The sequence below is a fragment of the Streptomyces sp. NPDC057438 genome (assembly GCF_042802995.1).
Classification (GTDB): domain Bacteria; phylum Actinomycetota; class Actinomycetes; order Streptomycetales; family Streptomycetaceae; genus Streptomyces.
Map to the genome: position 1 here is coordinate 320,195 of NZ_JBHVDD010000001.1, position 26,826 is coordinate 347,020.

A 26,826-nucleotide genomic window follows, 5' to 3' on the forward strand; every position below is an offset into this window, starting at 1 on the left:
CGTTCCGGCCGCGGAAGCGAGAACCGTCACAGTGCTGTCCCTGTGCGGCCCGGCCGGTTCCCCGGGGCGCGGGCCGCTCCTTAATGTGACCCTGTCAAGAACATTGCGGGGCAACGTGAATCAGATGCAGGGGCTGCTCCTCGCGGGGCGCTACCGGCTGGTCGACACGATCGGCAGCGGTGGCATGGGACGGGTCTGGCGTGCGCACGATGAGGTGCTGCACCGGGCCGTCGCGATCAAGGAGCTGACGGCCGCGCTCTACGTCTCGGAGAACGAGCAGGGCATCCTCCTGCAACGGACCCGGGCGGAGGCGCGCGCGGCGGCACGGATCAACCACTCGGCCGTCGTCACCGTGCACGACGTGCTGGAGCACGACAACCGGCCGTGGATCGTCATGGAGCTGGTCGAAGGAGTCTCCCTGGCCGACGCGGTCAAGGAGCGAGGGCGCGTCGAGGCGCGCGAGGCGGCACGGATCGGGATGTGGGTGCTGCGCGCGCTGGGCGCCGCCCACCGGGCCGGCGTCCTGCACCGCGATGTGAAGCCGGGCAACGTCCTGCTCGCCGAGGACGGGCGGGTCCTGCTGACCGACTTCGGGATCGCGCAGGTCGAGGGCGACACGACCATCACCCGGACCGGCGAGATCGTCGGGTCCGTCGACTACATCGCCCCCGAGCGGGTGCGCGGGCACGACCCCGGCCCGGCGTCCGACCTGTGGTCGCTGGGAGCCACGCTGTACACGGCGGTCGAGGGCAAGTCACCGTTCCGGCGCACCACACCGCTCACCACGATGCAGGCCGTGGTGGGCGAGGAGGCCGCCGAACCCGCGCAGGCCGGGCCGTTGGGGCCCGTCATCACCGCGCTGCTGTGCAAGGACCCGGCCGTACGTCCCGCCGCCGCCGAAGCCGAACAGATGCTCGCCGAGGCGGCGGAGGGGCGGCGGCCCCGGGTGGCCCAGGCGTATGTGCCGACCCGGCAGCACCCGGCGGGCGCGGAGGACGACACGGGTGGGCGTGCCGCGCCGGACGGCGGGGTGGGCGGGGGCGCGCGTGGCGCGAAGGGCGCGCTCGGTGCGCCCGGTACGCCTAGTACGTCCGGTGCTCCTGGTACGCCCGGTGTGGATACGGGTGGTGGGTCCGGAACGGGTACGGCTGCGGATGGCGGCGCGTGGGTGCCGGGGCACCCCACCTCGGGGACGGCCGCCGACACCTTCGGTACGCCGGCCGCCCCGATGGCCCCGGGCCTCGGGTCCGCCCCGGCCGCTCCGGCTCCGCCGTCCACCGCCGGGCGGCGCGGCCGGGTCCGTACGGCCGTGACCGTTCTCCTGTTGGCCGCGCTCATCGGCGGTGGTGGCGCCGCCGCGATGCACTACGCGGACGTGTGGCGCACGAAAAGCGGCTCCACCACGGCCGGGTCGAACGCGGACGCCGGGGTGCCCGAGGGGTGGAAGCGGGTCGAGGACCCGGAGGGTTTCAGCCTCGCCCTGCCCGAGGGGTGGAAGCGGAAGGTGATGGGGACACAGATCGACTACACCCCGGACAACCGTGAGCACTTCCTCAGGATCGCCGTCGACGACGCGCCGGACTTCGACAGTCCGTACCACCACCAGCTCGACCTGGAGGAGCAGTTGCGGACGGCGCGGCCCGAGTACGAGCAGGTCAGTCTGAAGGAGAACATCTTCCGCGACCGGCCGGGCGCGCTGTGGGACTTCACCTGGACCGCGCCGGCGAAGGACACGGAGTTCCCCGGGCCGCGCCGGGCGATCGAACAGATGTATCTCTCCCGGGACGGCGTCGAGTACACGATCTACATGTCCGCCCCCGTGGCCGACTGGGACACGGCGGAGAAGCAGTTCTACGCGGTGCTGCGCAGCTGGCGTCCCCCGCCGAAGGGGTGAGCCGGGGCTGAGGTGCCGGCCGACGGAGTGAGCCCGACGCACGGGTCTCCCGCACGGCGCTCGCGTGGCGCTCAGGGGTCGCGCGTACGTCGCTTGTCGGCCAGGCCGTTCCGCGGCACCGGAGGGTTTCGGTCCGGTGCGGCATGATGGGGCGTATGGGGACCGAGGGGGAGAACGTCCGTCTCATAGCGGGCCGGTACCGGCTGGAGGCCAGGATCGGCCGCGGCGGTATGGGGATCGTGTGGCGCGCCACCGACGAACTCCTCGGCCGGCAGGTGGCGGTCAAGGAGCTGGCCCTCGACGACTCGCTCCCGGAGGAGCGGTCCCGGCAGCGCCGCGAGCGCACCCTGCGGGAGGCGCGGGCGGTCGCCCGGCTCGGCCACCCGCACATCATCGTCGTGCACGACGTCGTCGAACAGGACGAACGCCCCTACATCGTCATGGAGTTGATCAACGGCGGCTCGCTCGCCGAGCGCATCGAGGCCGAGGGGCCCATGGACGCGCGGGAGGCCGCGCGGATCGGGATCGACCTGCTGGGCGCGCTGCGCCGGGCGCACGACGCCGGGGTGCTGCACCGCGACCTCAAGCCGGCGAACGTCCTGGTGGAGACCGGCACCGACCGTGTCGTCCTCACCGACTTCGGCATCGCCCAGGTCGCCGGCGCGACCACGCTCACCGAGAGCGGGTCCTTCGTCGGCTCGCCCGAGTACACCGCGCCGGAACGGATGGCCGGGACCCGTACCGGGCCGGAGTCCGACCTGTGGTCGCTGGGCGCGCTGCTCTGCGCCGTACTCAGCGGGGAGTCGCCGTTCCGGCGGGACTCGCTGGGCGGCATCCTGCACGCGGTCGTCGTCGACGAGATCCGGCCGCCCGCGCAGGCCGCGCCGCTCCTCCCCGTCGTCCGGGGGCTGCTGGAGCGCGATCCGGACCGCCGTCTCGACGCGACGGAGGCGGAGCGGCTGCTGCGGGCCTTCCGGGAGACCGGCCGCACACCGAGGACGACCAAGGCCCCGAGGACGTCGGCCGGTTACACCCCGACCCGGCGGGACGTGCCGCGCCCGGGGCGCGACATGCGGCGCGGGGCCCCGTCCGGGGGCGCCGCCCCGGACGGGGCGGCGGCGGGCGGGCCGCCGCCGCCCGGACCGCCCGCGTCCGACGGCCCTCAGGTGACCCTGCGGGAGCAGCCCGCGCAGCGGCAGCCGCGCTCCACCCGGAGTGTGCTGGTCGCGGCCGCGCTGGTGGCCGCGATCGCCGGGGCGGGTGTCTCGGCGACGGTGCTGCTGATGCGGGAGGGAGACGGCGGGGGAGGCGGCGGCACGCCGGGCACCTCGGTGCCGCGCACGCCGGACACGTCGCGTACGGCGGGCACGCCGACCACCCCGGGCGTGTCCGGCGTGTCCGGCGGCGGATCCGGCACGCCGGGTACGCCGACGGACGGCACCGCCGGTACGTCGGCCGACGCCACGCCCACGATCACGCGCTCGCGGGCGGCCACCGCGCCGGCCGCGCCCTCGGGGTACCGACTGGCCGAGGACGACCGGGGCTTCAGCCTCGCCGTACCGGACGACTTCACCCGGGAACCGCAGGGGAAGCGGGTCTTCTACATGTCGCCGGGGCAGGTGATCCGGATCGGCGTCAAACTCGACGACCCGGAGGAGGGCGGGCCGGCCGGGGTGATGCGGCGCGCCCATGAGGAGGGGCCCTCGACGAACCCCGGTTACCGCGACGGCAGGGTCACCGAGACCACCCACGGCGGACGCCCCGCCGCGCTCTGGGAGTTCACCTGGGACGGCTTCAGCGCGGCGGAGGGGCCCCGGCACACCTACGACCTGTGCTGGGAGCAGGACGGGCGGCTGTACGACGTGTGGGTGTCGGCGCCCGTCGGGAAGGTGAGCGAGGCGAAGGAGTACTTCGACGTGGCGGTGGACACGTTCGTACGCGGTTGAGCCGCGCTTCCGCGCGCGGCTCCGGCCGTGCTGCCCGGCGCGGCCGGGCGGTGCTCTCGTGCACCTGCGACCGGCATGCGCGTTCGTACCAAAGCGGAGATATGCGGCGTTCCGCGTCACGGGTCTGTGACCGGAAAGCGACGGGGGTGGATGCCGACGGGCTCGCCGCGATACAGATGAGCGTATGAGCAGCAACGGGGGAGCCCCTTACGGATCCGGCTACGGGTCGGACGAGTCGACGAGTTTCGGACTGCAACCGCCGCAGCCGAGCGTGCCGTACCCGGGGAACCCGTACGCTCAGCCGGCGGCAGTGGTGGCGCAGCCGGCGCCGTCACTCTCGGCGCAGCCCCAGCCCCAGCCCCAGCCGCCGGCGCAGGCCCCGCAACCCCCGCAGGACCCCGGCACCGGACGCCTGATCGCGGGCCGTTACCGGCTGCTCGCCAAGCTCGGCCACGGCGGCATGGGCACGGTGTGGCGGGCCAAGGACGAGACGGTGGACCGTGAGGTCGCGGTCAAGGAGCCGCGCGTACCGGACCACCTTCCCGAGCGTGAACGGGCCAACGCCTTCGAACGGATGCGCCGCGAGGCCCGTGCGGCGGCCCGGCTCGACCATCCGTCGGTCGTGAACGTGCATGACGTGGCGGTCGTGGACGGCCGGCCCTGGATCGTGATGGAACTGGTCCGGGGGCACTCGCTGGGCGACACCCTCCAGGAGGGCACCCTCGGGGTGCGCGACGCGGCGAGAATCGGCCTCGACGTGCTCGGCGCGCTGGAGGCGGCGCACGCGGCGGGCATCCTGCACCGGGACGTGAAACCGGACAACGTCCTCCTCGGCCGCCACGACCGGGTCGTCCTCACCGACTTCGGCATCGCCCAGATCGAGGGCGAGACGAACCTGACGGACACCGGGGGCATCGTCGGCTCGCCCGAGTACATCGCCCCCGAGCGGGTGCTGGGCCAGCGGCCCGGCCCCGCGTCGGACCTCTGGTCGCTCGGGGTCGTCCTCTACGCCGCCACGGAGGGCGTGTCGCCGTTCCGGCGCAGCAACACGCCGGCGACCCTGCAGTCCGTCCTCAACGCCACGCCGGCGGCGCCCGCCTCGGCCACGGGCCCGCTCGCCGAGGCCATCAACGGCCTGCTGCAGAAGGACCCGGCGCGCCGCCCGGCCGCCGCGCGCGTCCGCGAACTGCTGGAGACGGCCGCGAACCCGCCGGCGCTCGCCCCCACCCAGGAGGTCCGGCACATCGCAGGGCCCCCGCCCCCGAACCCCAAGGGTGTCCGGGTCGGTGCCAAGACCCTCGCCGGGCTCGGCGCGGTGGTCGTCGCGGCGGCGGTGACGGCGTACCTGGTCGTCGCCGACCCCTTCGCGGGACCCCTGCCGGACGGCTGGAAGCAGCGGGACCTCGGCACGAAGGTCGCCGCGAGCGTGGGCGTGCCCCGGGACTTCGTGAAGGACACGTTCGAGCCGGACGCCACGGACGGCACCTTCGCGCAGTACAGCGACCCGAGCGGACTGATCCGGATCAACGTCGACCGGGACATCACGATGGACGACAAGGACGGCGAGATCCCGGACAACGCCCTGGACAAGGCGTACGCCGACTGGGAGCTGGTCAAGGACGGCGAGTACAGCCTGGACATCGCCGACACGCCGACGCCGAAGGGGAAACCGCAGGAGGCGACGTTCGAGGGCCGGGAGGCCGCCGAGAACACCATCAGGTACACGACGACCGACACACGGGCACCGCGGCTGCGTGAGGCGCGGGTCCTGTACTACCGGGCGGCCGACGGCGACGTGTACCGGGTCTGGATCGACTATCCGGGCAAGGGGCACTTCACCGGGCAGGGCCGCGAGATCGCGCGTACGGTCCTGGCGAACCTGCGGTTCGTCCACACGTAGGCGCTCAGTACGTCCTCTCGGCGATCCAGGCCGTGACCCGTTCGGCCACCTTCGGGTCGTCCAGCAGCGCCCCGCCGTGCGCGGAGCCGGCCACGGTCTTCACGGTGACCCCGTTGGCGGGCATGTTGTGGTCCTTCTCCTCGGCCGCTTCCAGGGCGAGTGAGGGCTGCGCGGGTACCGGGTCGCCCTTGGAGTGGATCAGGTACATGGGGGCGTCGTCGGCCCCGGACGCCCGGCTTCCGGCCGCCATGTCGTTCCAGGTCTCCCGGCAGCCCGGGTGGGGGGACGCGGTGGCCGGGTCCTTCGCCCCCGAAGCCGTCCCCGTCCGCGTCTTCGTTCCCGCCTCGGTCTCCGGGGAGCAGCGCGCCAGAATGACGGCGTTGTCGCGGAGCCTGCGCTGCCGGTCCGTCGCGGTGGCGGCGTTGCCGTCCCGCCAGGCGCGGTACGGGTCGACGACGGGGGACAGCCCCACCACGCCGTCGAGGCCGTAGGCACCGGACCGGTACGTCGCCACGCTGGTCGCGATCTGGCCTCCGGAGGAGGAGCCGAGGAGCACCATCCGGTTGATGTCGAGGTCGAAGTCGGCGGCGTGGCCACGGATCCAGTCGAGCGCGGAGAGGGCGTCGGTCCGCTGGGCCGGCCAGGCGGCGTCGTGGTTCAGCCGGTAGTCCACGGTGAAGACGGCGTACCCGGCGTCCGCGAAGGTGCGCGACCAGGTGGCCCAGCCGGTGTCCTCGTGCCAGTAGCCGCCGTGCAGGATCACGATGCCGGGCTGTGTCCCGTTGTGTTCCTCACCGGCGGCGTTCCAGTAGGCGTCGAGGGTCTGGCGGGTGTGCGAACCGTAGGAGTACGTGGCCTCGTTGCGGTCGGCCGCCGTGCTGTCCCGCGTGTCCGAGATGAGGAGCGCGGCGACCACGGCGGCGCAGAGAGACAGACAACCCCAGAGGCGACGCACGGCCACCCGCCCTTCGAAGAACGACCCGACGGCAGGCGTCCGTTGTCCCCGGCGAGCGGGGTCCGATCGACCCGTCCGCGACCGCGCGTGGCTCGAAACGTCCACAGGGGGAGCGCCCACACGGCCTGCTCGCGTGCGCATCCGGACTATAGGCGGCCCGCTCGAACAAAAGCCAAGCGGGGCAGGGCGGTTGTGGTGAAGGGTTCGTGCTCGCCACCGGAGAGGGTCGGCGAGGCCCGGCGAGGGGAGCCGACGAGGACCGGCGCGTGAACCTGGTGAGGGCCGGAGAGCGGCCGGAGGGCGGCCGGAGAAGCCGGCGAGGACCCGCGAGGACCGGCGAGGGCGACACGGCCGGTGTCCATGAGGCATCGCTTTGTCCGGCCCCTTGCCCCTAACATGCCGTGTCAAGTGCATGATCGGCGCGAAGGGCGAGCGAGCGTGGGCATCGAACACCTGGACGTGCGGGCTCACGCGAGACAGCGCTGGGCGGCCAGGGCCGCACTCGCCTGCGCCGCTCTCGCCGTACTCCTGCCGCTCGGTTACGCGCGCGCCGCGAGCCTGCTGCTCGTCGCGGGCGTCGTGCTGGGCGCCGGCCTCACCGTGGCCTCGCTGTGGTGGGTCCTGATCCACCGCGGCGCCGTCCGGATCGCGGCGGGAGTGCTGGCGGTGGCCGCGCCGGCCGGCGTCATCTGGTGGTTCGCCGTCGTCAACCTGCTCTGGGTCGTGATCGTCTCCGCCGGGCTCTGGGCCGTGGCCGTCTGGTCCGGCAAGTTCGCCCTCAGGAGCACCAAGTCCCACCAGGTCCATGTGCCCGAGCACCACACCCCCGCCCCCGCCCGCCCCTTCCTCATCATGAACCCCAGGTCGGGCGGCGGGAAGGTCGAGCGGTACCGGCTGAAGGAGCGCGCCGAACGGCTCGGCGCCACGGTCCATCTGCTCGATCCCGCGCACCACGAGGACGTCGCCGTACTGGCCCGCGACGCCGTCAGGAACGGCGCCGACCTCCTCGGGGTCGCGGGCGGCGACGGCACCCAGGCCCAGGTCGCCGCCATCGCGGCGGCGTACGACGTCCCCCTCCTCGTCATCTCCGCCGGCACCCGCAACCACTTCGCCATGGACCTCGGTCTCGACCGCGACAACCCCGCCGCCTGCCTCGACGCCCTCACCGACAAGGGTGTGGAGCTCCACGTCGACCTCGGGTACGCCAGCGGTCATCCGTTCGTCAACAACGCCTCCTTCGGCGCGTACGCCGCCGTCGTGCAGAGCCCCGCCTACCGTGACGACAAGGTCCGCACCACGCTGGAGCTGCTGCCCGAACTGCTCACCCACCAGCGGGGCCCGCGGCTCACCGCCCGCATCGGGGACGCCGTCATCGACGCACCGCAGGCCGTCCTCGTCAGCAACAACGTGTACCGCAGCGACGACCTCGTCGGCCTCGGCCGCCGTGAACGGCTGGACGCCGGGGTGCTGGGTGTCGTCGGGGTGCGCGTCGACAGCGCCGCGGAGGCCGCCGGGATGGTCCTCGGCCCGAACGCCCCCGGGCTCAGCCTCCTCGTCGCGGACGAGATCGTCGTCGAGGCCGACCGGCCCGAGATCGAGGTCGGCGTCGACGGCGAGGCCCTCCTCCTGCCCACCCCCGTCCACTGCCGGGTCTCGTCGAAGGCCCTGCGCGTCCGCGTGCCCCGCGACCGCCCCGGCGTCCCCGAGCCCAAGCCGCCCCTGGACTGGCGCCGACTGCGCAAGCTCGCCGCCGCGGTCGGCCGCACCGCCCTGCCCAAGCACCGCGAGCGGTACGGGTGGGCGCAGCGGTGGTGGGACCGGTGGCGCTGAGGGTCCCCCGCGCAGGCCGGTGACCCGCGGCCCGGGGCGCGGCCCGCGGTTTCGAACAAGGTGATCGACGCCGCACGGACGCCCGCACGGCACCGCCCGCCGCGCTGATCAGCGACTTCGTTGCCAGCGATCACTGGCGCGGTGTGGACACCCGGTGAAACCCTGTTACCGCCGGGTACCCAAAGTCGTCCGGTCCGGAATACCCTGCGCGTCATGACGGACTCGCAGGCCCCCGAAAAGACCGGCACGACCACCACGGGAACGACCGGCACGGCACGGACGACCGGCACCAACCCCCTCGCGGCAGCGCCCCAGGGCGCCCGTACCGCCGCCGACGTGGTCACCCCCGAACTGGTCGCCCAGCTCACCAAGGGCGTGGTCGGCTCCGGCCGCACCGCCAACCACACGCCGTTCACCGGTGAGAAGCTGGCCGATCTGCCGGAGTCCACCCCCGAGGACGTGGCGACGGCCTACGAACGGGCCCGCGCCGCCCAGGCCGTCTGGGCCCAGCGGCCGGTGCGCGAGCGCGCCGCCGTCCTCCTCCGCTTCCACGACCTGGTGCTGGAGCGCCAGGCCGAGGTGCTCGACCTCATCCAGCTGGAGACCGGCAAGGCCCGCCTGCACGCCCACGAGGAGGTCCAGGCCGTCGCGGTCGCCGCCCGCCACTACGGCCGCAAGGCCCCGTTCTACCTGAAGCCGAAGCGGCACACCGGCGCCGTACCGACCCTCACCAAGGTCGTCGAGCTGCGCCACCCGCGCGGGGTGATCGGCCAGATCGCGCCCTGGAACTACCCGCTCGAACTCTCCGTCGGCGACGCGATCCCCGCCTTCGTCGCGGGCAACGCGGTCGTGATGAAGCCCGACACGGAGACCTGCCTGACCGCCCTGTGGGCCCGCGACCTGCTCATCGAGGCCGGCCTGCCCGCCGACGTCTTCCAGGTCGTCCTCGGCGAGGGCCCCGTCATCGGCCCCGAGGTCGTCCGGCACGCCGACTACGTCTCCTTCACCGGCTCCACCCGTACCGGCCGCGAGGTCGCCCAGGGCGCCGCCGCCCGCCTCGTCGGCGTCTCCCTCGAACTCGGCGGCAAGAACGCGATGCTGGTCCTCGCGGACGCCGACATAGAGAAGGCGGCGGCGGGCGCCGTCCGCGCCTGCTTCAGCTCCGCCGGCCAGCTCTGCATCTCCATCGAGCGGCTGTACGTCCACGAGTCCGTCGCCGACGCCTTCCTGGAGCGCTTCGCCGCCCGTACCAGGGCCATGCGCCTCGGCAAGTCCCTCGCGTACGGCGCCGAGATGGGCTCCCTGGTCGGCGACCGCCAGCTGGAGACCGTCACCCGGCACGTCGACGAGGCCGTGGAGAAGGGCGCCAAGGTCGTCGCGGGCGGCGTGGCCCGCCCCGACATCGGCCCCTACTTCTACGAGCCGACCATCCTCGACGGCGTCACCGAACCCATGTCCGTCTGCACCGAGGAGACCTTCGGCCCGGTCGTCTCGATCTACCGCTTCACGGACGAGGACGAGGCCATAGCGGAGGCCAACTCCACCGCGTACGGCCTCAACGCCTCCGTCTGGACCAAGGACGGCCGCCGCGGCCGCGAGGTCGCCTCCCGTGTCCGCGCCGGCACGGTCAACATCAACGAGGGCTACGCCTCCGCCTACGGCAGCGTCCAGTCCCCCATGGGCGGCATGAAGGACTCCGGCCTCGGGCGCCGCCACGGCTCCGAGGGCATCCTCAAGTACACGGAGGCCCAGACGGTCGCCCAGCAGCGCCTGCTGCCCATGGCCCCCTCCTTCGGCATGGACGACGAGAAGTACGCCCAGTTCATGAGCCGCAGCCTGAGGGCGATGAAGGCACTGCGGCTCAGGTAGACCCTGAGGGGCGCGGGGAACCGCGAGCAACCACAGACGGCCCGCAGACAAGGACCGTTCTCAACGAGGAGAACACGTGTCGTACGACTACGACGTCATCGTCGTCGGCTCCGGCTTCGGAGGCTCGGTGACCGCCCTCCGTCTCACGGAGAAGGGTTACCGGGTCGGCGTCCTGGAGGCGGGCCGCCGCTTCACCCGCGCCACCCTCCCCAGGAACTCCTGGGACCTCAAGAACTACCTCTGGGCCCCCGCCCTCGGCATGTACGGCCTCCAGCGCATCCACCTGCTGGGCAACGTCATGGTGCTGGCCGGGGCCGGCGTGGGCGGCGGCTCCCTCAACTACGCCAACACCCTCTACGTACCGCCCAAGCCGTTCTTCGAGGACCCGCAGTGGAAGGACATCACCGACTGGCAGGAGGAGCTGCAGCCGTACTACGACCAGGCCCGCCGCATGCTCGGGGTACGCCTCAACCCGACGATGACCCCCTCCGACGTGCACCTGAAGGCCACCGCCGAACGGATGGGGGTCGGCGACAGCTTCCACCTCGCCCCGGTCGGTGTCTTCTTCGGTGACGGCGAGGACGCCGACGGCAAGGCGAAGGCCGCCCCCGGTGAGCAGGCGGCCGACCCCTACTTCGGAGGCGCGGGTCCCGCCCGCAGGGCCTGCACCGAGTGCGGCGAGTGCATGACCGGCTGCCGCCACGGCGCCAAGAACACCCTCAACGAGAACTACCTCCACCTCGCCGAGAAGGCGGGCGCCGTCGTCCACCCGATGACGACGGTGGTGGCCGTGACGGAGGACTCGCAGGGCGGCTACGCCGTCTCCACCCTCCCGACCGACCGGCGGCGCAAGGGTGCGGGCCGCGTGCTGAAGGCCCGCCACGTCGTCCTCGCGGCCGGCACCTACGGCACCCAGACCCTGCTGCACCGTATGAAGGCGAACGGTCAACTGCCGCACATCTCGGACCGGTTGGGCATGCTGACCCGCACCAACTCGGAGGCCCTGGTCGGCGCCCAGACCGACAGCCGCCGCTACCGCAAGGCCCACGGCGCGCCCGAGGTCGACTTCACCCGGGGCGTGGCGATCACCTCCTCCATCCACCCCGACGAGAACACCCACATCGAGCCGGTCCGCTACGGCAAGGGATCCAACGCGATGGGCGGCCTGTCCATCCTCCAGGTCCCGTACGCGGGCGGCACCGCGTCGGACGCCTCCCGCGTGCTCGGCTGGCTGGCCAACGCGGTCAGGCACCCGCTGCTGGTGGCCCGTTCGCTCTCCAACCGCCGCTGGTCGGAGCGGACCATCATCGGTCTGGTGATGCAGTCCCTGGACAACTCCCTGTCCACGCATCTCAAGCCGAAGGGGCTCGGCAAGGGCCTGTTGACGGCACGTCAGGGCCATGGCGCGCCCAACCCCAAGCAGATCGAGGCCGCTTCGAGGGCCGCCTCCGCCCTCGCCGCCGAGATCAACGGCTTCGCCGGCAGCAATGTGGGCGAGCTGATGGGCACCCCGCTCACCGCACACTTCCTCGGCGGCTGCCCCATCGGCGCCACCGCGGCCGACGGCGTCATCGACCCGTACCACCGCCTGTACGGCCACCCCGGCATCTCCGTCGTCGACGGCGCCGCCGTCTCCGCGAACCTGGGCGTGAACCCGTCGCTGACCATCACCGCCCAGGCCGAGCGCGCCATGTCGTACTGGCCGAACAAGGGTGAGCCCGACCGCCGCCCGGCCCCGGGTGCGGCCTACGAACGGCTTGGCCCCGTGGAGCCCCTGCACCCGGCGGTCCCGGAGGACGCCTTCGGCGCGCTGCGGCTGCCCCTGCTGCCGGTGCCGGGGGTGCCGCCGAAAAAGTAGGCCGGTCGGCCCGTTCCGTGGTGATGGTGACCGCGCGGGAGACAGCAGCGGAGAAGGACCCGCACCCCCCTCCGAGTGCGGGTCCTTCTCTCGTGTGCCAGGTGTGACCCATGAGCCGGGTGAAGGGTTGCCCCCGCGATGACGGTTTTTTCATGTGACCTGAGTCACGTCATGCTGAGGCTGCAGTGCTACCTGAAACCGCTTGTGGCGCCGGGTCGCACACATGATCTGATGTGGCCTGTGGGGCCTCTGTGAGGCATGCGAGAACGCCGTGAGGGCGGGGGACATGAAGGCGGGGGACATGAAGGCGGGGGACATGAAGGTGGGGGACGTGAAGGTGGGGGGCATCTCCATGGGGGACACGAACGCGGGGGCCATCGGGTCGAAGGTGTCGCGGGCTGCGGTGGTCGTCTCGGTCGCGGCCGTGCTGGGGCTCACCGCGGCGTGCGGCGGGGGCGGCGACGAGAGCAAGGACGCGCAGGCGAAGCCGACGTCCGTCGGCAGCGCCTCCGCCGGGGACGGGCAGGACGCAAAGGGCGGCGGAAAGGCCGCGCTGACCGAGGCCCAGCTGAAGGAAGCGGCCCTCACGAAGGGGGACGTGAAGGGCTACAAGATCGCCGACATGCCCGCGGACGAGATGTCCGGCGTGCCCGTTCCCGCGAAGCCGGCCGCCTGCCAGCCGCTCGCGAACATGTTCGAATTTACCTCGGACCCGCAGCCGAAGGCCCGAGCAGGACGCACCGTCACCTCCGAGGACGACCTCTCCGCGAGCGTCGTCTCCCTCGCCCTCGCCGCACACGAGCAGAGCGACGCCGAGAAGGCCATGGCCGACCTGCGCACGGCGACGGAGACCTGCGACGGATACGAGCACGTCGGCAACACGTACACCGCCGTCGAGTCCCGCCCCGCCCCGAAGCAGGGCGACGAGGCCGTCGCGTACAAGCTGAAGGCCGACATCGAGGGGGCCAAGATCCCGATGTCCTTCACGGTGGTGCGCAGCGGTTCGACGCTCATCGGGTTCTACTCGATGAACATGCTCGACGCGGACAAGGCCGAGGTGCCGGACGAGATCCTCGACGCGCAGGTCGCGAAGCTGGAGAAGGCCGCCGGCTGAGCGGACCACGGCGTGACGAAGGGCCCCGCGGGACGGATGCGATGCTGTTGGTTCCAACAGCGTCGGACGGAAGCCGCGGGGCCCTTCTGCGTCAGCACCGACGTCAGGGCGGCGCCGGTGCCCCGAGAGCGGCGCCGGGGGGTGTGCGCCGCTTTTCGGGAAGGTGGACAAGGGGCGGCGGCGCCCGGCGCACCGGGGGCGTGCGCCTGGTACCGACCGGGGGCGGTCGAGGGCGTCCTGTTCCGCGTCGTGAGGGCGGGGAAACGGCCTCCGCAACCGTTCCGGCCGCCCCTGAACAGGATTCCGCCGGTCGGCCCCGGGCGTCCCCGGAGCCGGCCGTTCTCTTGCGTGACCGGGCTGCTGTCCCCTGCCGTCCGGTCACAACCCTGGAGCGAGGTCCCACGGCGCACGGCACGATCCGTACGCCTCATCGCTCCAGCGGAGCCACGCGTGGTTCTTTCGGGCCCGGGCCTGGCTGGCACGGACACCGACACCAACGAAGCGTGTCGTGCGACGGTCACGCGCCGTACGGGTGAGAGGGCAGGCGTACGTACGTGCGCCGTCAGACGCGACCCCGGCACAGTTCCAGCAGGGTCATGGCGAGCGCGGTGCCGGGCCTGCCGAGAGCGTCCCGGTAGTGGGCGAGGACGTCCATCTCGCGGGAGAGGTTCACCCGGCGGCCGCCGGACTCGATACGGGTCTGCTGGATCACGGCGGAGACCGCCGTCCGTTCCTGGATCAGGCCGATGATCCGGTCGTCCAGTGTGTCGATGCGTTCACGGGCGCAGGCGATCACCTCGGCCGCCTCGCCGGTGCGGGCGCCGGTCGAGTCGACGACGGTCCCGCCCGCGGTGGTCGCGCCCGTGGCGGCTGTGCCGACGGCGGTCCTGTGCGGGGCGGCCTCGTCGGCGGTGGTCGTGTGCGGGGCGGCCCCGCCGGTGGTGGCCGGGCCGGCGGTGGTCGTGTTCGTGATGGTCATGGGGAGCTCCTCGCAGGAGGTCGAAGCCGGACGTGGCTCCCCGGAGCGGCAGGACCCGGAACACGCAGGACGCCCCGGACCGTGTCGGTCCGGGGCGCCTGGGAAAGTCGCTGATCAGTAGCTCAAGCAACACGACCGTGGCAGCCGGCGGACCGGGTGCCATAGGTAAAGAGGAAGGTCGGGTGCGTGAGCATGGGCGCCAGTATGCCACGGCCTGTCCCGGTCCCGTCCGCGCCGGGGGACTGACGGGCGTGGGTCCGGGGGCCGGGGGCGGAGTCCCCGGTGGGCCCGCTCCGCCGGGGCGCACCCCGGTAGACTCGACCTCACAGACCCCCGCCCCACCGCCGGAAGGCACCCCGTGTCATCAGCGAACCCCGCTGCCGCCGTTCCCGACACCGTCCTGGTCGTCGACTTCGGCGCCCAGTACGCCCAGCTCATCGCCCGACGGGTCCGCGAGGCCCGGGTCTACAGCGAGATCGTGCCGAGCACCATGCCGGTCGCGGAGATGCTCGCCAAGAACCCGGCGGCGATCATCCTCTCCGGCGGCCCCTCGTCGGTCTACGCCGAGGGCGCCCCCCGCCTCGACCGCGCGCTCTTCGAGGCCGGCGTCCCCGTCTTCGGCATGTGCTACGGCTTCCAGCTGATGGCCACCACCCTCGGCGGCACCGTCGACAACACCGGCGCCCGCGAGTACGGCCGTACCCCCCTGCACGTCGCCAAGAGCGGCAGCACCCTCTTCGAGGGCACCCCCGACGAGCAGACGGTCTGGATGTCCCACGGCGACGCCTGCTCCGCCGCCCCCGAGGGCTTCACCGTCACGGCCTCCACCGACGTCGTCCCGGTCGCCGCCTTCGAGAACGACGAGAAGAAGCTGTACGGCGTCCAGTACCACCCGGAGGTCATGCACTCCACGCACGGCCAGCAGGTCCTGGAGCACTTCCTCTACCGTGGCGCGGGCATCACCCCCAGCTGGACCACCGGCAACGTCATCGAGGAGCAGGTCGAGGCCATCCGCGAGCTGGTCGGCGACAAGCGCGCGATCTGCGGCCTCTCCGGCGGCGTGGACTCCGCCGTCGCCGCGGCCCTCGTGCAGAAGGCCATCGGCTCCCAGCTGACCTGCGTCTACGTCGACCACGGTCTGATGCGCAAGAACGAGACCGAGCAGGTCGAGAAGGACTTCGTCGCCGCGACCGGCGTCCAGCTGAAGGTCGTCGACGCGGAGGAGCGGTTCCTCAAGGCGCTGGCCGGGGTCTCCGACCCCGAGCAGAAGCGGAAGATCATCGGCCGCGAGTTCATCCGTGTCTTCGAGCAGGCCCAGGCGGAGATCATCGCCGACGAGGGCCCCGAGGTGGCGTTCCTCGTCCAGGGCACCCTCTACCCGGACGTCGTCGAGTCCGGCGGCGGCACCGGCACGGCCAACATCAAGTCCCACCACAACGTGGGCGGCCTGCCCGAGGACCTGGAGTTCAAGCTCATCGAGCCGCTCCGCAAGCTGTTCAAGGACGAGGTCCGGATGGTCGGCCAGGAACTGGGGCTCCCGGAGGAGATCGTCCAGCGCCAGCCGTTCCCCGGCCCCGGCCTCGGCATCCGGATCGTCGGCGAGGTCACCAAGGACCGGCTCGACCTGCTCCGCGAGGCCGACGCCATCGCCCGTGAGGAGCTGACGGCGGCCGGCCTCGACCGTGACATCTGGCAGTGCCCGGTGGTGCTGCTGGCGGACGTCCGCAGCGTCGGCGTCCAGGGCGACGGCCGCACCTACGGCCACCCGATCGTCCTGCGCCCGGTGTCCAGCGAGGACGCCATGACCGCCGACTGGTCCCGGCTGCCGTACGACGTCCTCGCCAAGATCTCGACCCGGATCACCAACGAGGTCGCCGACGTCAACCGCGTCGTCCTCGACGTGACGAGCAAGCCCCCGGGCACCATCGAGTGGGAGTGAGCCCCGCCGCGTACCGCGCGCCGGAGCTCAGGTCCGTCTGAGGGTCCGCACCGGCTCTCCGGGCTGCCAGATCTGGACGACGAGGTACGTGTCGTCCTCGACGTAGGTCCGTACGACCTCCGTCAACTCGGTGCGGAAGAGGTGGAACGGCTCCGGCGGTTCCACCTCTTCGCCGTACGCCGCCTTGACGGCGGGATCGTCGACCTCGACCGCCCGTCCGCTCACCCGTACGTCACCGCCGCCCATCTCCGTGCCGGGGCCCGGGTTGGCCTGCAGCGAGAAACGCGGGTCCCGGCGCAGATCGAGCGCCTTGCGCGAGTCGGGCATCATCCCCAGCCACAGCTCCCCGTTCACGAACCGGACCTCCAGCCCGGTCGTACGCGGGGAGCCGTCCCTGCGGAGGGTGGCGAGGACGTGATGGGTGAACGCACCGAAGCGCGCCTCGACCGTCTGTGCGAGTTCGGGTTCGGCGGCGACGAACGCGCCCCAGTTCGAAAGATTCTCCGGCATACGTCGAGTCTCGCGCGGATACCCGACACCCACTGTCCGGTTACCCCGAGCGAGGTACAGCGGCGGTTCGACCCGAGCGAACGGTGTGCGGTGTGGCGCGCTTCCGTGACTTGCGTAACGGTTGCGCACTCTCTTCACGGGACGGGCCTGTTCTGCCAGGGGCACCGACGGTAACTTCCGATTCGTAAAGGAAGTCACCCTGGAGGACACATGCACGGGCCCACACCGCCCCTGCCCCTACCCACCGACCAGCTCCGGTTCGCCATGCCGCCGATGCACGAGGCGGCGGAGGACGAGCGACGGCACCGCAAGGAACGGCTGGCCGGGGCCCTGCGGATCTTCGGGCGACTGGGGTTCGAGGAAGGCGTCTCGGGACACATCACCGCGCGCGACCCTGAGTTCAGCGACTGTTTCTGGGTCAATCCCTTCGGGATGCCGTTCAAGCACGTCACGGTGAGTGACCTGGTCCTCGCCAACCAGGACGGGCAGGTGATCGAGGGCCGCTACCACGTGAACCAGGCCGCCTTCACGGTCCACGCACAGGTGCACGCTGCCCGCCCCGACGTCGTCGCGGTCGCGCACTGTCACTCCGTGCACGGCCGCGCGCTGGCCGCACTCGGCGAGCTGCTCGACCCGATCACCCAGGAGTCCTGCGCGTTCTACGAGGACCAGGCGCTCTACGACCACTACACGGGCGTCGCCGTGGACACGGAGGAGGGCCGCCGCATCGCCGGCGTGCTCGGCAGCCGCAAGGCGCTCGTGCTGCGCAACCACGGTCTGCTGACGGTCGGCGACTCGGTCGACGCGGCGGCGTGGTGGTTCCTGTCGATGGAACGCTCGGCCCAGGTGCAGCTCACCGCCAAGGCTGCGGGACGCCCCCTGCTGATCGAACACCGGCTGGCCGCGGCGACGCGGGAGCAGGCGGGCGGCGACCTGGTGGCGTGGATCAACTACCAGCCGCTGTGGCAGGACATCAGCAGGAGCGAGCCGGACCTGCTGAGCTGACCCGGGGCGCGCCGGCCCCGGGCTGCCGGCCGGTCAGAAGTCGCGCAGCACGGCCGCCTTCGTGGGGGCGAACTCCTCGTCCGTCAGGACACCCTGACGGTGGAGTTCGCCCAATCCGCTGCGCCGCCGCAGAAGGACGTCGTGGTGGTCGTTGTCGCCGTGGTGATCGTGGCGGTCGCGGTGGTCGTTGTCGCCCCGGTGGTCGGGGGTGGGCGATGGCTGGATTCTCGCGGCCGGGTCAACACGGACACCGGGACTTCACCCCGCTCCTCCCTTGCGCGGAGTGGACCTGCCGGACGCGGGCCATGTCCCGTACGGCACAATTCGCTGTCATCGCAGGTCACTTGTACGGCCGCACGGCCGTGGCAGTGAGCGGACGTGCGGACGAGGCCCACGAGGCCCTGATCCGTCCACGAAGGCGGCGACGGAGGCATCGGCACGGCACGGACGGCGGCGTCGGCGACCGAACCGAGGTAACGGTACTGACGACGGACGACAACGGTCCTGCTGACGGCCATGCCGAAGACGGGTCCTGGACGAAACAATCGCGACGACGACGGCCGTGACGACGACGGCCGTGACGACGACGGCCGTGACGACGACGGCCGTGACGACGACGGCCGTGACAATGACGGCGATGACAACGGCGGCGAATGCCGAAGGACGCGGTCGCGCAGGCGACGCGGTGCGGGAAGGCGGGCTCGGGCGTGGCGGTGCAGGAGGCCAGAGGGGGCATGGGCGCGGCCCATGAAGGCGGGTGCACGTGCGGGGACTGCCCGCACGGGGCGCGTACGGGACACCGGCGCGCGGTCGCCGCGTTCCTGCTGAAGCGGGAGGAGTTCGCGTCCGGGCAGGGACTGCCGGCAGCCGTCGCACACTCCGCGTCCGCCTCTCGGCAGTGGGTCTCCGACGAACTCACCCAGTCCGCGGCCCTCGTCGCCGAACGCGGCCGCGTCGAGGGCGAGGCCTGGCTCGGCCGTCTGTGGCTGCGCACGGCGATCGTCGTCTGGGCCGCCGTCGTGACCCTCCTCCTCGTCCAGTCCCTCACCGCGATCGGCGCGGGCTGGACGGTCGCCCGCACCGCCGGTCTGCTCGCCGCCCTGCTGGTGGGCGCGGCACTGACGGGCGCCGGATATCTGCACCGGGCACGCGGTGGCGCCCTCGCCCCCGTCATCGGCGAGGACAACCGTCTGTCCACCTCCCGCGCGATCGCGGCCGCCTGGGTGATCTTCGTCGTCTTCGCGGTTCTCGTCCTCGTCGGCCGCCTGGCCGCCGCCTCCGACCACCGGGAACGCGACGCCCTCATCGCCGGACTCGACCTCACCCGCGGCGCGGGCATCGTCACCGTCCTGGCCGTCGTCTGCGGCATCGCCGTTCTGGTCCGCCGCGTGGTCGGTCTCCGTGTCCTCTCCCAGCGACTCCAGAAGGTCCGCGCCCCTCGCCCTCGCGCCGCCGACCTCCTCACCGACGACTCCGGCCGAGGCAGCTTCACGGACATCCAGTACGTGATCGTCTGCGCCGTCGCCCTCGCCTTCGCGGCGGTCCGCCTCGCCCGCCGCCCCGACCAACTCCCCGACCTCCCCTGGGGCCTGGCCCTCCTCGTCCTGGTCTCCGCCGCCACCTACGTCGCCGGCAAATATGCCGAGGGCGGCCGTCCTGTCGTCCTCTCCGTCGTCCGCGCCCGTGAGGCCGGTGATCTCGACGCCCCCATCCGCAACGGCGACGACATCGAGATCCGCGGCGCCGGCTTCGTCCCGCCCGGCGCCCAGACCGCCGATCACCTCTCCCGCATGGTCGTCCGCATCGGCGCCGTCCACGTCCACGTCCCCCTCGTCCCCGTCGCCGGCGGCTTCAGCAACCCCACGGACGCCGTCCTCACCGCCCCCGTCCCCGCCGACGTCGAACCCGGCAAGGTCGACGTCCAGGTCGTCACGGCCGCCGGCGTGGAAACCAACCGCTACACGATCGAGGTCTCAGCGGACTGAGCGACCACGTCAGGGAGGGCGAGGAGCGGGCGGGGCGGCGAGATACGGGGGCGTACCTGCCAGGCGCCGGGCAGGGGTGCGGTGCTGAGTGCTGGGTGCCCGGCATGGGGCGCCGCGGGCGAGCGGCAGTGTGCTGGGCGCCCGGGGGCCCAGGCTCGTGCAGGGGTGGCGGGGCGCGAACGAGCGAGACCGTGAGCGTCGGGGGAACCGCCGTCGCGGCCCCCGGCGGACGGCCGGGCTCCACGCCGCCGACGCGGAGCCGCGCGAGCGAGTCGGGGTGAGTGCGAAGAGGCGCGAGCCTCTCAAGACGGAACGGGAACAGGACGGATCGGGACGGACCGGGGCTGCGGGGCCATGACATGGTCCGGCGTAGACGTGGCGGACGAAGCCGCGACTCGACCCTCGAAAAGCATCCCCGACCCGGAAAAACACGCCCTAACCATTGAGCACCCCCACCCCTGCGAACGTATCGTCTGTTGAGGGGTCAACGGCACGGCGGACAAGAGGCGGCGCAGACCATGACTCACGACATTCGCACGGACTCCTACACCTCCTATCGCGATGGCGGCCCCGACTGGCGAGACACGGCCACCCGCTACGCCCTGCTGCCCCTACGTGTCTTCCTCGGCATCACCTTCATCTATGCGGGCCTGGACAAACTCACCGACAGTGCGTTCATGGCGGCCTCCGGCTCCGGCTCCATCGGCGACATGATGAGCGCCACCAGGGAATCCTCCGCCATCCCAGCCATGATCGACATGGCTCTCAAGAACCCCGTCGGCTTCGGCTACGCCATTGCCATCGGTGAACTGGCCGTCGGCATCGGCGCCCTCCTCGGTCTCCTCACCCGCCTCGCCGCCTTCGGCGGCGCCCTGATCTCCCTCAGTCTCTGGCTGACGGTGAGCTGGTCGGCATCCCCCTACTACTACGGCAACGACCTCCCCTACCTCATGGCCTGGATCCCCCTGGTCCTCGCCGGCGCCCCGGTGCTCTCCGTGGACGCGGCCATCCGCTCCCGCCGTCACGGCGGCAGCAGGCACCGCGCACACGCCTACCGCTGAGCTCCGCACCGCCTCCGCCCAGGCGTCACCACAGCTCCCCGCACAGTTCGCGGCTGGCTCTCCCACGCCCCGGGTGCCCCGCGCGGCAGCCCATCCGCCGCCCCGACCATGCAGGCAGGCTCACCCCGCAGGGCCGCTCGGTCCTGTCGTCCCACCCGAATCCGACCCGGTCACCGTCCCGGCCGTACTCGCGTTCTCGGCCGCGCCCGTCACCCCAGGCGAATTCGCGCTGCCGGCCGGACTCGCATTCCCAGGAGTACTGGCACTCTCCGCCGTCCCGGCCGTTGTCGCACCCCCATGTCCCGGCGGCCCTGGCGGCCCCGGCGGCCTCGTCCGTGCGAACGCCCGGTGCCCACGTATCGCGTAGTCCAGAACCCCCACCACCCCCGCCAGACACAGCCCTCCGATCACGAGCGGTATCACGGCGAACCAAGGGGTCCGCCAGGCGTCGCCCGCGTCGCCCAGATACACGACGCCGGCGGCGGTGAGGAAGAGGCCTGCTATGAGCGTCCCCGGCCGGAACTCATGACGCAGCACGGGCCACCTCCGCCTGTCCCACTCCGACTTCGAGGTCGATGGCGAGCGTGCCACCGCCGTCCGAGCCCTTCCCGGGGGGCAGTGTCAGCCGATCACTCTTGTCCGGTGCCACGTCCACGTCCTCCTTGTCGTCACCCGGCAACTGGATGTCACCGAGGCCCACTTGGACGTCGAGCCGAACGGTGACGTCCCGCGGGACCACCACCCTCACCTTGCCCGCGCCCACCTCCACGCTCGTCGTGAGCGTCCCGCCCTTCGGTATCTCCACCTCGGACAGGTCCAGCGTGCCCACACCGGTTCCCAGCTCGTACCGGGGCGCCACGCTCTTCGCGTTTCGCGGTGTCCACTCCGTGCGGGCCCAGTCTGTGGTGATGTTCGCCGGAAGCGCCGCCGTGCACGCGAGCATCCCCGCGGTGATCAGGGCCAGGAAGATCGACCCCGCCCCGGTACGGCCGAGGAAGGCGCTCAGGGCTATACCCAGGCCGAACACCGTCAGCGCGCAGGCCAGACCGGTCTGCAGGCTGGTGGCGAGAGGGCGGCCCTCCCAGGTCGCGCCGGTGCCGAGGCCACCGGCGAGCAGCGCGAGCAGGAATATCCAGCCGCCCGTCCAGCGCGGACCACGTGGTCTCGGCGGGCGCACGGTGCGGGTGTCGCGGCGGGCGGGCATGACACCCCTGGCGATGTTGGCGGCTGCCGCCATGTCCCGGTCGGCGGCCGTCCACGGCCCCCACAGATAGCCCGTGCCGCCCACGTGCTTTCCGTCCTTGATGATCGGGTCGCGCCACCAGGAGGGGTAGGCGGATGCCACGGGCGGAGCCTGGGCCTCCGGTGGGGCGTCGGCTACGGCCTGTGCGGCGAGCGGATCGGGGTCGGGGGCGCCGCGCTGCTGCGACCAGTACCCCGCGCCGGCCAGGAGCAGGGAGACGACCACGGAGAAGGTCAGGACCGTGGTGTTGCTCAGCATGGTGAGGAAGACGCCGCAGCCGACCAGCGCGAAGAGCACTCCCGCGAGGGCCTGGCCGTCGACCCTGCCGGTCAGCAGCTTGCGTACCTCGTTCTCCTCCTCGTCGTCGTACGGTACGAACAACCAGGCGAAGCCGTAGAAGACGAGGCCGAAGCCGCCGGTCGCGGCGAGCACCGCCAGCACCACCCGGAAGATCACCGGATCCATGTCGCACTGACGCCCGAGCCCGGCGCAGACACCGCCCAGCGTCTTGTACCGCCGGTCGCGACGGAACTTGTGCGGAGCGGCGGGCCCCCCGACCGGATCGTCGGGGGAGGGACGCCCCGTCGAGCCAGGTGCGGACGGGTCCGCCGCGCCGGGGGAGGGGCGGCCGGCAGCTCCGGGAGGGTCCGCGGGGACCGTCCGATCGGTGGGAGCGCCCGCGCTCGCCCGCCCGCCCGCACCCGCCTGTCGTTGCGTGCCTGTGCCCGTGCTCCCGTGTGCGCGCGGTTCCTCCGCCCCCGTGTCCGGTGGCGGGGGCACGGCGTCCTGCGGCTCGGTCATGGGCCGCTGGGCGTCCGGACCCGAGCCGGGGCCCGGCTCCGCTGCCGCGTGCTGGTGATCCGTCATGCGTCCATCGTGACCGCCGAGCGGCCCCGATGGCAGTCAGGACGACCCTGGTCGAACCCTGATATCCGCCCGGGGATGTGTTCGAGCCTGCCCGGCCCGAAGATCAGGGGCGTCTCGGGGATCGACCCTGATGCCTCGATCCGCCGTGCGTGTGAATATCGATGGCATGCCGGAAGCCGCAGCACTGCCAGTCGACACTCCGCGGCCCCCGCGCAAGCTCTACCGCAGCAGCGACGGACGCTGGCTCGGAGGCGTGGCGCGAGGGCTCGCCGGACATCTCGGGCTGCCCGTGACCTGGGTGCGGCTCGTGTTCGCCGGCCTCTTCCTCGCGGACGGCCTGGGTGCCCTGGTCTACGCCGCGTTCTGGTTCTTCGTCCCGCTCGGTGTGGGAGGCGTCGACAACCAGCGGCCGCCGGCCCTCGCCACCGAGACCTCACCCGACGGCCGCCGCAGGCTCGTGGCCCGCAAACCCGACCGCGGCCAGATAGTCGCTCTCCTCCTCATGGTCGTCGTGGCCATGGTCTTCGTCGGCAACGTGGATCTCGGCGGGGCCGCCCGGGCGTACCTCTGGCCCACCGTCCTCGTGGCGGCCGGCGTCGCCCTGGTCTGGCGTCAGGCGGACAACGCACGGCGTGCCCGCTGGGCCGAGGTCGGCCGCCGTCGGCGGACGATCACGCTTCTCCGCTCCGGGGCCGGCGTCCTGCTGGTCACCGCGGGTGTGTCCGGGATATTCGTCCTGCAGGGCTCGGCCGCCCACCTGGGCTCGGTGCTGCAGGCCGCGCTCGCGGTGCTCGTGGGCATAACGCTGCTGGCCGGCCCGTACCTCGTCCGCATGACCCAGGATCTCTCCGAGGAGCGCCTGATGCGTATCCGCGCCCAGGAGCGCGCGGAGGTCGCGGCCCACGTCCACGACTCGGTGCTGCACACGCTGACGCTGATACAGCGCAACGCGGACAGCCCGAACGAGGTGCGCCGCCTCGCCCGCGCCCAGGAGCGCGACCTGCGGAACTGGCTGTACAAGCCCGAGGGCACAGGAAAGGACGAGGACGACGAGCCGGACACCCTCGCGGAGGCCGTGCGGCGGAACGCCGCGGAGGTCGAGGACAAGCACGGCGTTCCCCTAGAGGTGGTCGTCGTCGGCGACTGCCCTCTCGACGAAGGACTCACCGCACAGATGCAGGCCGCGCGCGAGGCGATGGTGAACGCCGCCAAGTACGGTGGCGAGGGCGGTGCCGTGCAGGTCTTCGCGGAGGTCGAGGGAAGGACGGTCTTCGTGTCCGTCCGTGACCGCGGTCCGGGCTTCGATCTCGACGCGATACCCGCCGACCGCATGGGGGTCAGAGAATCGATCATCGGCCGTATGGAGCGCAACGGAGGCACGGCACGGCTCCGCGCCGTACCGGACGGCGGCACGGAGGTCGAGTTGGAGATGGAGAGGGCGGAGACGACGTCATGAGTGACGCGAACGGGGCGAACGACCTTGCCGCGGACGGCGGTTCGGGCACTGGCCCGGTCGGGGACCAGCAAGGTGCGACGGGGCGGGGCACCACCGCGGCCGAGGGTGTGCCCGACGAGTCGGGCCGGCCCGACACGCCTTCCACGACCACAGCGGCCGCCCCTGCCGGCGGCCCCGACGTGCCGGCCGGATCGGGGCAGCCCGCCTCGACCGGGCAGCCCGCCCCGACCGGACAGTCCGCCGCGGCCGAAGGCGGGTCCGGGGCCGGAGTCGCCGTCCCCGGGACCGGACGGCATGTCCGGGTCGTGCTGGTGGACGATCACCGGATGTTCCGTACGGGGGTGCAGGCCGAGATCGGGCAGACGGACCGTACGGGTGTGGAGGTCGTCGGGGAGGCGCCCGACGTCGACCAGGCGGTCTCGGTGATCACGAGTACGCGGCCCGAGGTGGTGCTCCTCGATGTGCATCTGCCGGGCGGCGGAGGCGTCGAAGTCCTGCGCCGCTGTTCCGCGTTGATGGCGGACGCCGAACAGCCGGTACGGTTCCTCGCGCTCTCCGTGTCGGACGCGGCGGAGGATGTGATCGGTGTGATCCGGGGCGGTGCGCGAGGCTATGTCACCAAGACGATCACGGGCTCCGACCTCGTCGACTCCATCTTCCGGGTACAGGAGGGCGACGCCGTCTTCTCCCCGCGCCTGGCCGGCTTCGTTCTCGACGCCTTCGCCTCCACCGACGCCCCGCCCGTCGACGAGGATCTCGACCGGCTCACCCAGCGCGAGCGCGAGGTGCTGCGTCTCATCGCCCGCGGTTACGCGTACAAGGAGATCGCCAAGCAGCTCTACATCTCGGTGAAGACGGTGGAGTCCCATGTCTCCGCCGTCCTGCGGAAGTTGCAGCTTTCCAACCGGCACGAGCTGACGAGATGGGCGACGGCGAGACGCCTGGTGTGAGGGGTGGGCGGGCGTCGGCGCCGAAGGCCAGCGCCGGGGTGCGGGGCGACAGCGGCAGCAGGACGGTCGAGGCGGCGCGGCCTTCGCTGATCGAGTTCGTCCTGCCCCGGACGGGCCGTCACCGCTCCGGCTGGACGAAGCCCGGCCGAGCCCGCTGGGGCGGGGCGCGGGCAGCCCGGCCCTCGGCCTGTCCGGAGAAGCCGCTCCACCCCGCCCACCCCAGCGCCAGGCGCCTGCCCAGCCCCGCCTCGCCCTATTGCCTGGCTCTCCCCCGCCGCCCTGCCCCCGTCGGCGGAGGCGTCCTGACCGGGAAGGAGGCGTGCCGGTCAGGGGTCAGGCCACCCGGGTGGCCCCCGCGAAGGGCATCTCGTCGAGCGGGGCCACACGTACCGGGGCCGAGGGGTTAGGGGCGTGGATCATCTGGCCGTTGCCGATGTAGAGGCCCACGTGGCTGATGCCGGAGTAGAAGAAGACGAGGTCGCCCGGGCGGAGTTCCGAACGGGAGACGCGGCGGCCGGCGTTGATCTGGGAATAGGTGGTGCGGGGGAGGGAGATGCCTGCGGCGCGGTAGGCCGCCAGGGTGAGACCGGAGCAGTCGAAGGCGTGCGGGCCGGTGGCGCCCCAGACGTAGGGGCTGCCGAGCTTGGAGAAGGCGTAGGAGACGGCCGCTGCGGCGCGGGAGTCGGGGGCGTCGGCGGTGGCGGAGGCGGGGGAGACCGGGCCGGTGAGGTCGCGGCGGGAGGTGACGGAGGAGCGGGAGGCGTGCGCCGTGGTGCTGCCCGCGGTGCCGAACCGTGCCCGGTCCTCGGTGGTGAGCCGGCCGAGCAGCTGCCGGGCGTCGGACAGCTTCGAGGTGACGGTCTTCTTGTGCCGCTTCAGCTCGGTCTGCCGGGTCTTGAGCGTGCCCAGTTCGACCCGGGCGGCCCCGCGCAGCCGCTCGATCTCCAGCAGCTGTCTCCGGACGCTGGCCACATCCGCCGACTGCCGGCTGCCGACCCGCTCGGCGAGGGCGGCGCCGTCCAGGTACTGGTCCGGGTCGGCGGAGAGCGCGAGCTGCCACGAGGGGTCGATGCCCCCGCGCCGGTACTGCGCCGCCGCCAGCGAACCCAGCTCGTCGCGTGCCGAGTTGAGCCGTTCGGTGCGGCGGGCGGCCTGGTCGCGCAGTTCTTCGAGGTTCTCCTGCGCCGTGTCGGCCTTCTCCTTCGCGCCGTTGTACTTCTCGGTGGCGACCTCGGCCTCTTGGAACAGCTTGTTCACTTTCGCCCTGACCTGGTCGGGCGTGAGCTGCGGCTCGGCGTGCCCGGTGCCGTCGAAACCGGTCGCCGTCGCCGCGCCCGCGAGGGCGAAGGTCGCGGCCGTGCGGACCGTATGGCCGCCGAGTGAGCGCTGTCTGGGCTTGCGGTGCGCTGCCACGTGGAGTCCACGTCCTCTCCGTACGACCGCCGTCCGCGGTACGGACGTCGTC

At 72.3% G+C, this 26,826-nt stretch carries 18 protein-coding genes and 1 pseudogene; 13 read left to right on the forward strand and 6 right to left on the reverse strand.

Annotated elements, in window-relative coordinates:
- Nucleotides 1-124 precede the first annotated feature (124 nt).
- From ACFU5F_RS01555 to ACFU5F_RS01565, 3 genes are all read left to right on the forward strand, one after another.
- Nucleotides 125-1,894 carry a protein kinase gene (locus tag ACFU5F_RS01555; protein WP_383880435.1) on the forward strand — a complete coding sequence of 590 codons (1,770 nt, stop codon included), beginning with the start codon at nt 125-127 and terminating at the stop codon, nt 1,892-1,894.
- 155 nt (nt 1,895-2,049) lie between these two features.
- Nucleotides 2,050-3,840, forward strand: a complete 1,791-nt coding sequence (locus tag ACFU5F_RS01560) for a serine/threonine-protein kinase (protein ID WP_383880327.1) — start codon at nt 2,050-2,052, stop codon at nt 3,838-3,840.
- 184 nt (nt 3,841-4,024) lie between these two features.
- Complete coding sequence (locus ACFU5F_RS01565; protein ID WP_383880329.1) at nt 4,025-5,740, forward strand: serine/threonine-protein kinase; 1,716 nt, start codon at nt 4,025-4,027, stop codon at nt 5,738-5,740.
- A gap of 4 nt (nt 5,741-5,744) precedes the next feature.
- On the opposite strand, the gene ACFU5F_RS01570 is transcribed toward ACFU5F_RS01565, so the two are convergent.
- Complete coding sequence (locus ACFU5F_RS01570) at nt 5,745-6,695, reverse strand: alpha/beta hydrolase (RefSeq protein WP_383880332.1); 951 nt, start codon at nt 6,693-6,695, stop codon at nt 5,745-5,747.
- A gap of 438 nt (nt 6,696-7,133) precedes the next feature.
- On the opposite strand from ACFU5F_RS01570, the gene ACFU5F_RS01575 reads away from it, so the two are divergent.
- The 4 genes from ACFU5F_RS01575 to ACFU5F_RS01590 all read left to right on the forward strand — a co-directional run bounded on the left by ACFU5F_RS01575 (nt 7,134) and on the right by ACFU5F_RS01590 (nt 13,366).
- On the forward strand, nt 7,134-8,525 hold the full coding sequence (locus tag ACFU5F_RS01575; protein ID WP_383880335.1) for a diacylglycerol/lipid kinase family protein: 1,392 nt from the start codon (nt 7,134-7,136) through the stop codon (nt 8,523-8,525).
- A gap of 213 nt (nt 8,526-8,738) precedes the next feature.
- Nucleotides 8,739-10,394: a succinic semialdehyde dehydrogenase gene (locus tag ACFU5F_RS01580; protein WP_383880338.1), complete on the forward strand. Its 1,656-nt coding sequence runs from the start codon at nt 8,739-8,741 to the stop codon at nt 10,392-10,394.
- Nucleotides 10,395-10,470: 76 nt separating this feature from the next.
- Nucleotides 10,471-12,252, forward strand: a complete 1,782-nt coding sequence (locus ACFU5F_RS01585) for a GMC family oxidoreductase N-terminal domain-containing protein (RefSeq protein ID WP_383880341.1) — start codon at nt 10,471-10,473, stop codon at nt 12,250-12,252.
- 286 nt (nt 12,253-12,538) lie between these two features.
- Complete coding sequence (locus tag ACFU5F_RS01590) at nt 12,539-13,366, forward strand: hypothetical protein (RefSeq protein WP_383880343.1); 828 nt, start codon at nt 12,539-12,541, stop codon at nt 13,364-13,366.
- Nucleotides 13,367-13,928: 562 nt separating this feature from the next.
- Here ACFU5F_RS01590 and ACFU5F_RS01595 read toward each other — a convergent pair.
- Nucleotides 13,929-14,345 (reverse strand): chorismate mutase, encoded by a 417-nt coding sequence (locus ACFU5F_RS01595; RefSeq protein ID WP_383880345.1) that lies wholly within the window; start codon nt 14,343-14,345, stop codon nt 13,929-13,931.
- Between the two features lie 358 nt (nt 14,346-14,703).
- On the opposite strand from ACFU5F_RS01595, the gene guaA reads away from it, so the two are divergent.
- The gene (gene guaA, locus ACFU5F_RS01600) at nt 14,704-16,284 is read left to right on the forward strand and encodes a glutamine-hydrolyzing GMP synthase (protein ID WP_383880347.1); all 1,581 of its coding nucleotides are present in this window, start codon (nt 14,704-14,706) and stop codon (nt 16,282-16,284) included.
- Between the two features lie 27 nt (nt 16,285-16,311).
- Here guaA and ACFU5F_RS01605 read toward each other — a convergent pair whose 3' ends face one another.
- On the reverse strand, nt 16,312-16,794 hold the full coding sequence (locus ACFU5F_RS01605) for a pyridoxamine 5'-phosphate oxidase family protein (protein WP_383880350.1): 483 nt from the start codon (nt 16,792-16,794) through the stop codon (nt 16,312-16,314).
- Nucleotides 16,795-17,004: 210 nt separating this feature from the next.
- Between ACFU5F_RS01605 and ACFU5F_RS01610 the strand changes: the two genes are divergently transcribed.
- Nucleotides 17,005-17,799, forward strand: coding sequence for a class II aldolase/adducin family protein (locus tag ACFU5F_RS01610; protein ID WP_383880352.1), 795 nt, complete (start codon nt 17,005-17,007; stop codon nt 17,797-17,799).
- 33 nt (nt 17,800-17,832) lie between these two features.
- Here the strand turns inward: ACFU5F_RS01610 and ACFU5F_RS01615 are convergent.
- Nucleotides 17,833-17,949, reverse strand: a pseudogene (locus ACFU5F_RS01615) (Tat pathway signal sequence domain protein); the annotation flags it as partial.
- Nucleotides 17,950-18,533: 584 nt separating this feature from the next.
- On the opposite strand from ACFU5F_RS01615, the gene ACFU5F_RS01620 reads away from it, so the two are divergent.
- Nucleotides 18,534-19,784 (forward strand): hypothetical protein, encoded by a 1,251-nt coding sequence (locus tag ACFU5F_RS01620; protein ID WP_383880437.1) that lies wholly within the window; start codon nt 18,534-18,536, stop codon nt 19,782-19,784.
- Nucleotides 19,785-20,302: 518 nt separating this feature from the next.
- Nucleotides 20,303-20,845: a DoxX family protein gene (locus ACFU5F_RS01625; protein WP_383880355.1), complete on the forward strand. Its 543-nt coding sequence runs from the start codon at nt 20,303-20,305 to the stop codon at nt 20,843-20,845.
- A 523-nt stretch (nt 20,846-21,368) separates the two neighbouring features.
- On the opposite strand, the gene ACFU5F_RS01630 is transcribed toward ACFU5F_RS01625, so the two are convergent.
- Entirely contained in the window at nt 21,369-22,955 is a 1,587-nt protein-coding gene (locus ACFU5F_RS01630; RefSeq protein ID WP_383880358.1) for a PspC domain-containing protein, read from the reverse strand.
- 166 nt (nt 22,956-23,121) lie between these two features.
- On the opposite strand from ACFU5F_RS01630, the gene ACFU5F_RS01635 reads away from it, so the two are divergent.
- Both ACFU5F_RS01635 and ACFU5F_RS01640 read left to right on the forward strand, forming a co-directional pair.
- Complete coding sequence (locus ACFU5F_RS01635; RefSeq protein WP_383880361.1) at nt 23,122-24,411, forward strand: PspC domain-containing protein; 1,290 nt, start codon at nt 23,122-23,124, stop codon at nt 24,409-24,411.
- 179 nt (nt 24,412-24,590) lie between these two features.
- Nucleotides 24,591-25,361: a LuxR C-terminal-related transcriptional regulator gene (locus tag ACFU5F_RS01640; protein WP_383880439.1), complete on the forward strand. Its 771-nt coding sequence runs from the start codon at nt 24,591-24,593 to the stop codon at nt 25,359-25,361.
- A gap of 333 nt (nt 25,362-25,694) precedes the next feature.
- Here ACFU5F_RS01640 and ACFU5F_RS01645 read toward each other — a convergent pair whose 3' ends face one another.
- The gene (locus tag ACFU5F_RS01645) at nt 25,695-26,774 is read right to left on the reverse strand and encodes an NlpC/P60 family protein (protein ID WP_383880363.1); all 1,080 of its coding nucleotides are present in this window, start codon (nt 26,772-26,774) and stop codon (nt 25,695-25,697) included.
- Nucleotides 26,775-26,826: the final 52 nt, after the last annotated feature.

Coding starts and splice junctions, on each gene's coding strand:
- ACFU5F_RS01555 (WP_383880435.1), top strand. CDS start 125: ATGCAGGGGCTGCTCCTCGCGGGGCGCTACCGGCTGGTCGACACGATC.
- ACFU5F_RS01560 (WP_383880327.1), top strand. CDS start 2,050: ATGGGGACCGAGGGGGAGAACGTCCGTCTCATAGCGGGCCGGTACCGG.
- ACFU5F_RS01565 (WP_383880329.1), top strand. CDS start 4,025: ATGAGCAGCAACGGGGGAGCCCCTTACGGATCCGGCTACGGGTCGGAC.
- ACFU5F_RS01580 (WP_383880338.1), top strand. CDS start 8,739: ATGACGGACTCGCAGGCCCCCGAAAAGACCGGCACGACCACCACGGGA.
- ACFU5F_RS01590 (WP_383880343.1), top strand. CDS start 12,539: ATGAAGGCGGGGGACATGAAGGCGGGGGACATGAAGGTGGGGGACGTG.
- ACFU5F_RS01595 (WP_383880345.1), bottom strand. CDS start 14,345: ATGACCATCACGAACACGACCACCGCCGGCCCGGCCACCACCGGCGGG.
- ACFU5F_RS01605 (WP_383880350.1), bottom strand. CDS start 16,794: ATGCCGGAGAATCTTTCGAACTGGGGCGCGTTCGTCGCCGCCGAACCC.
- ACFU5F_RS01610 (WP_383880352.1), top strand. CDS start 17,005: ATGCACGGGCCCACACCGCCCCTGCCCCTACCCACCGACCAGCTCCGG.
- ACFU5F_RS01620 (WP_383880437.1), top strand. CDS start 18,534: ATGGGCGCGGCCCATGAAGGCGGGTGCACGTGCGGGGACTGCCCGCAC.
- ACFU5F_RS01625 (WP_383880355.1), top strand. CDS start 20,303: ATGACTCACGACATTCGCACGGACTCCTACACCTCCTATCGCGATGGC.
- ACFU5F_RS01630 (WP_383880358.1), bottom strand. CDS start 22,955: ATGACGGATCACCAGCACGCGGCAGCGGAGCCGGGCCCCGGCTCGGGT.
- ACFU5F_RS01635 (WP_383880361.1), top strand. CDS start 23,122: ATGCCGGAAGCCGCAGCACTGCCAGTCGACACTCCGCGGCCCCCGCGC.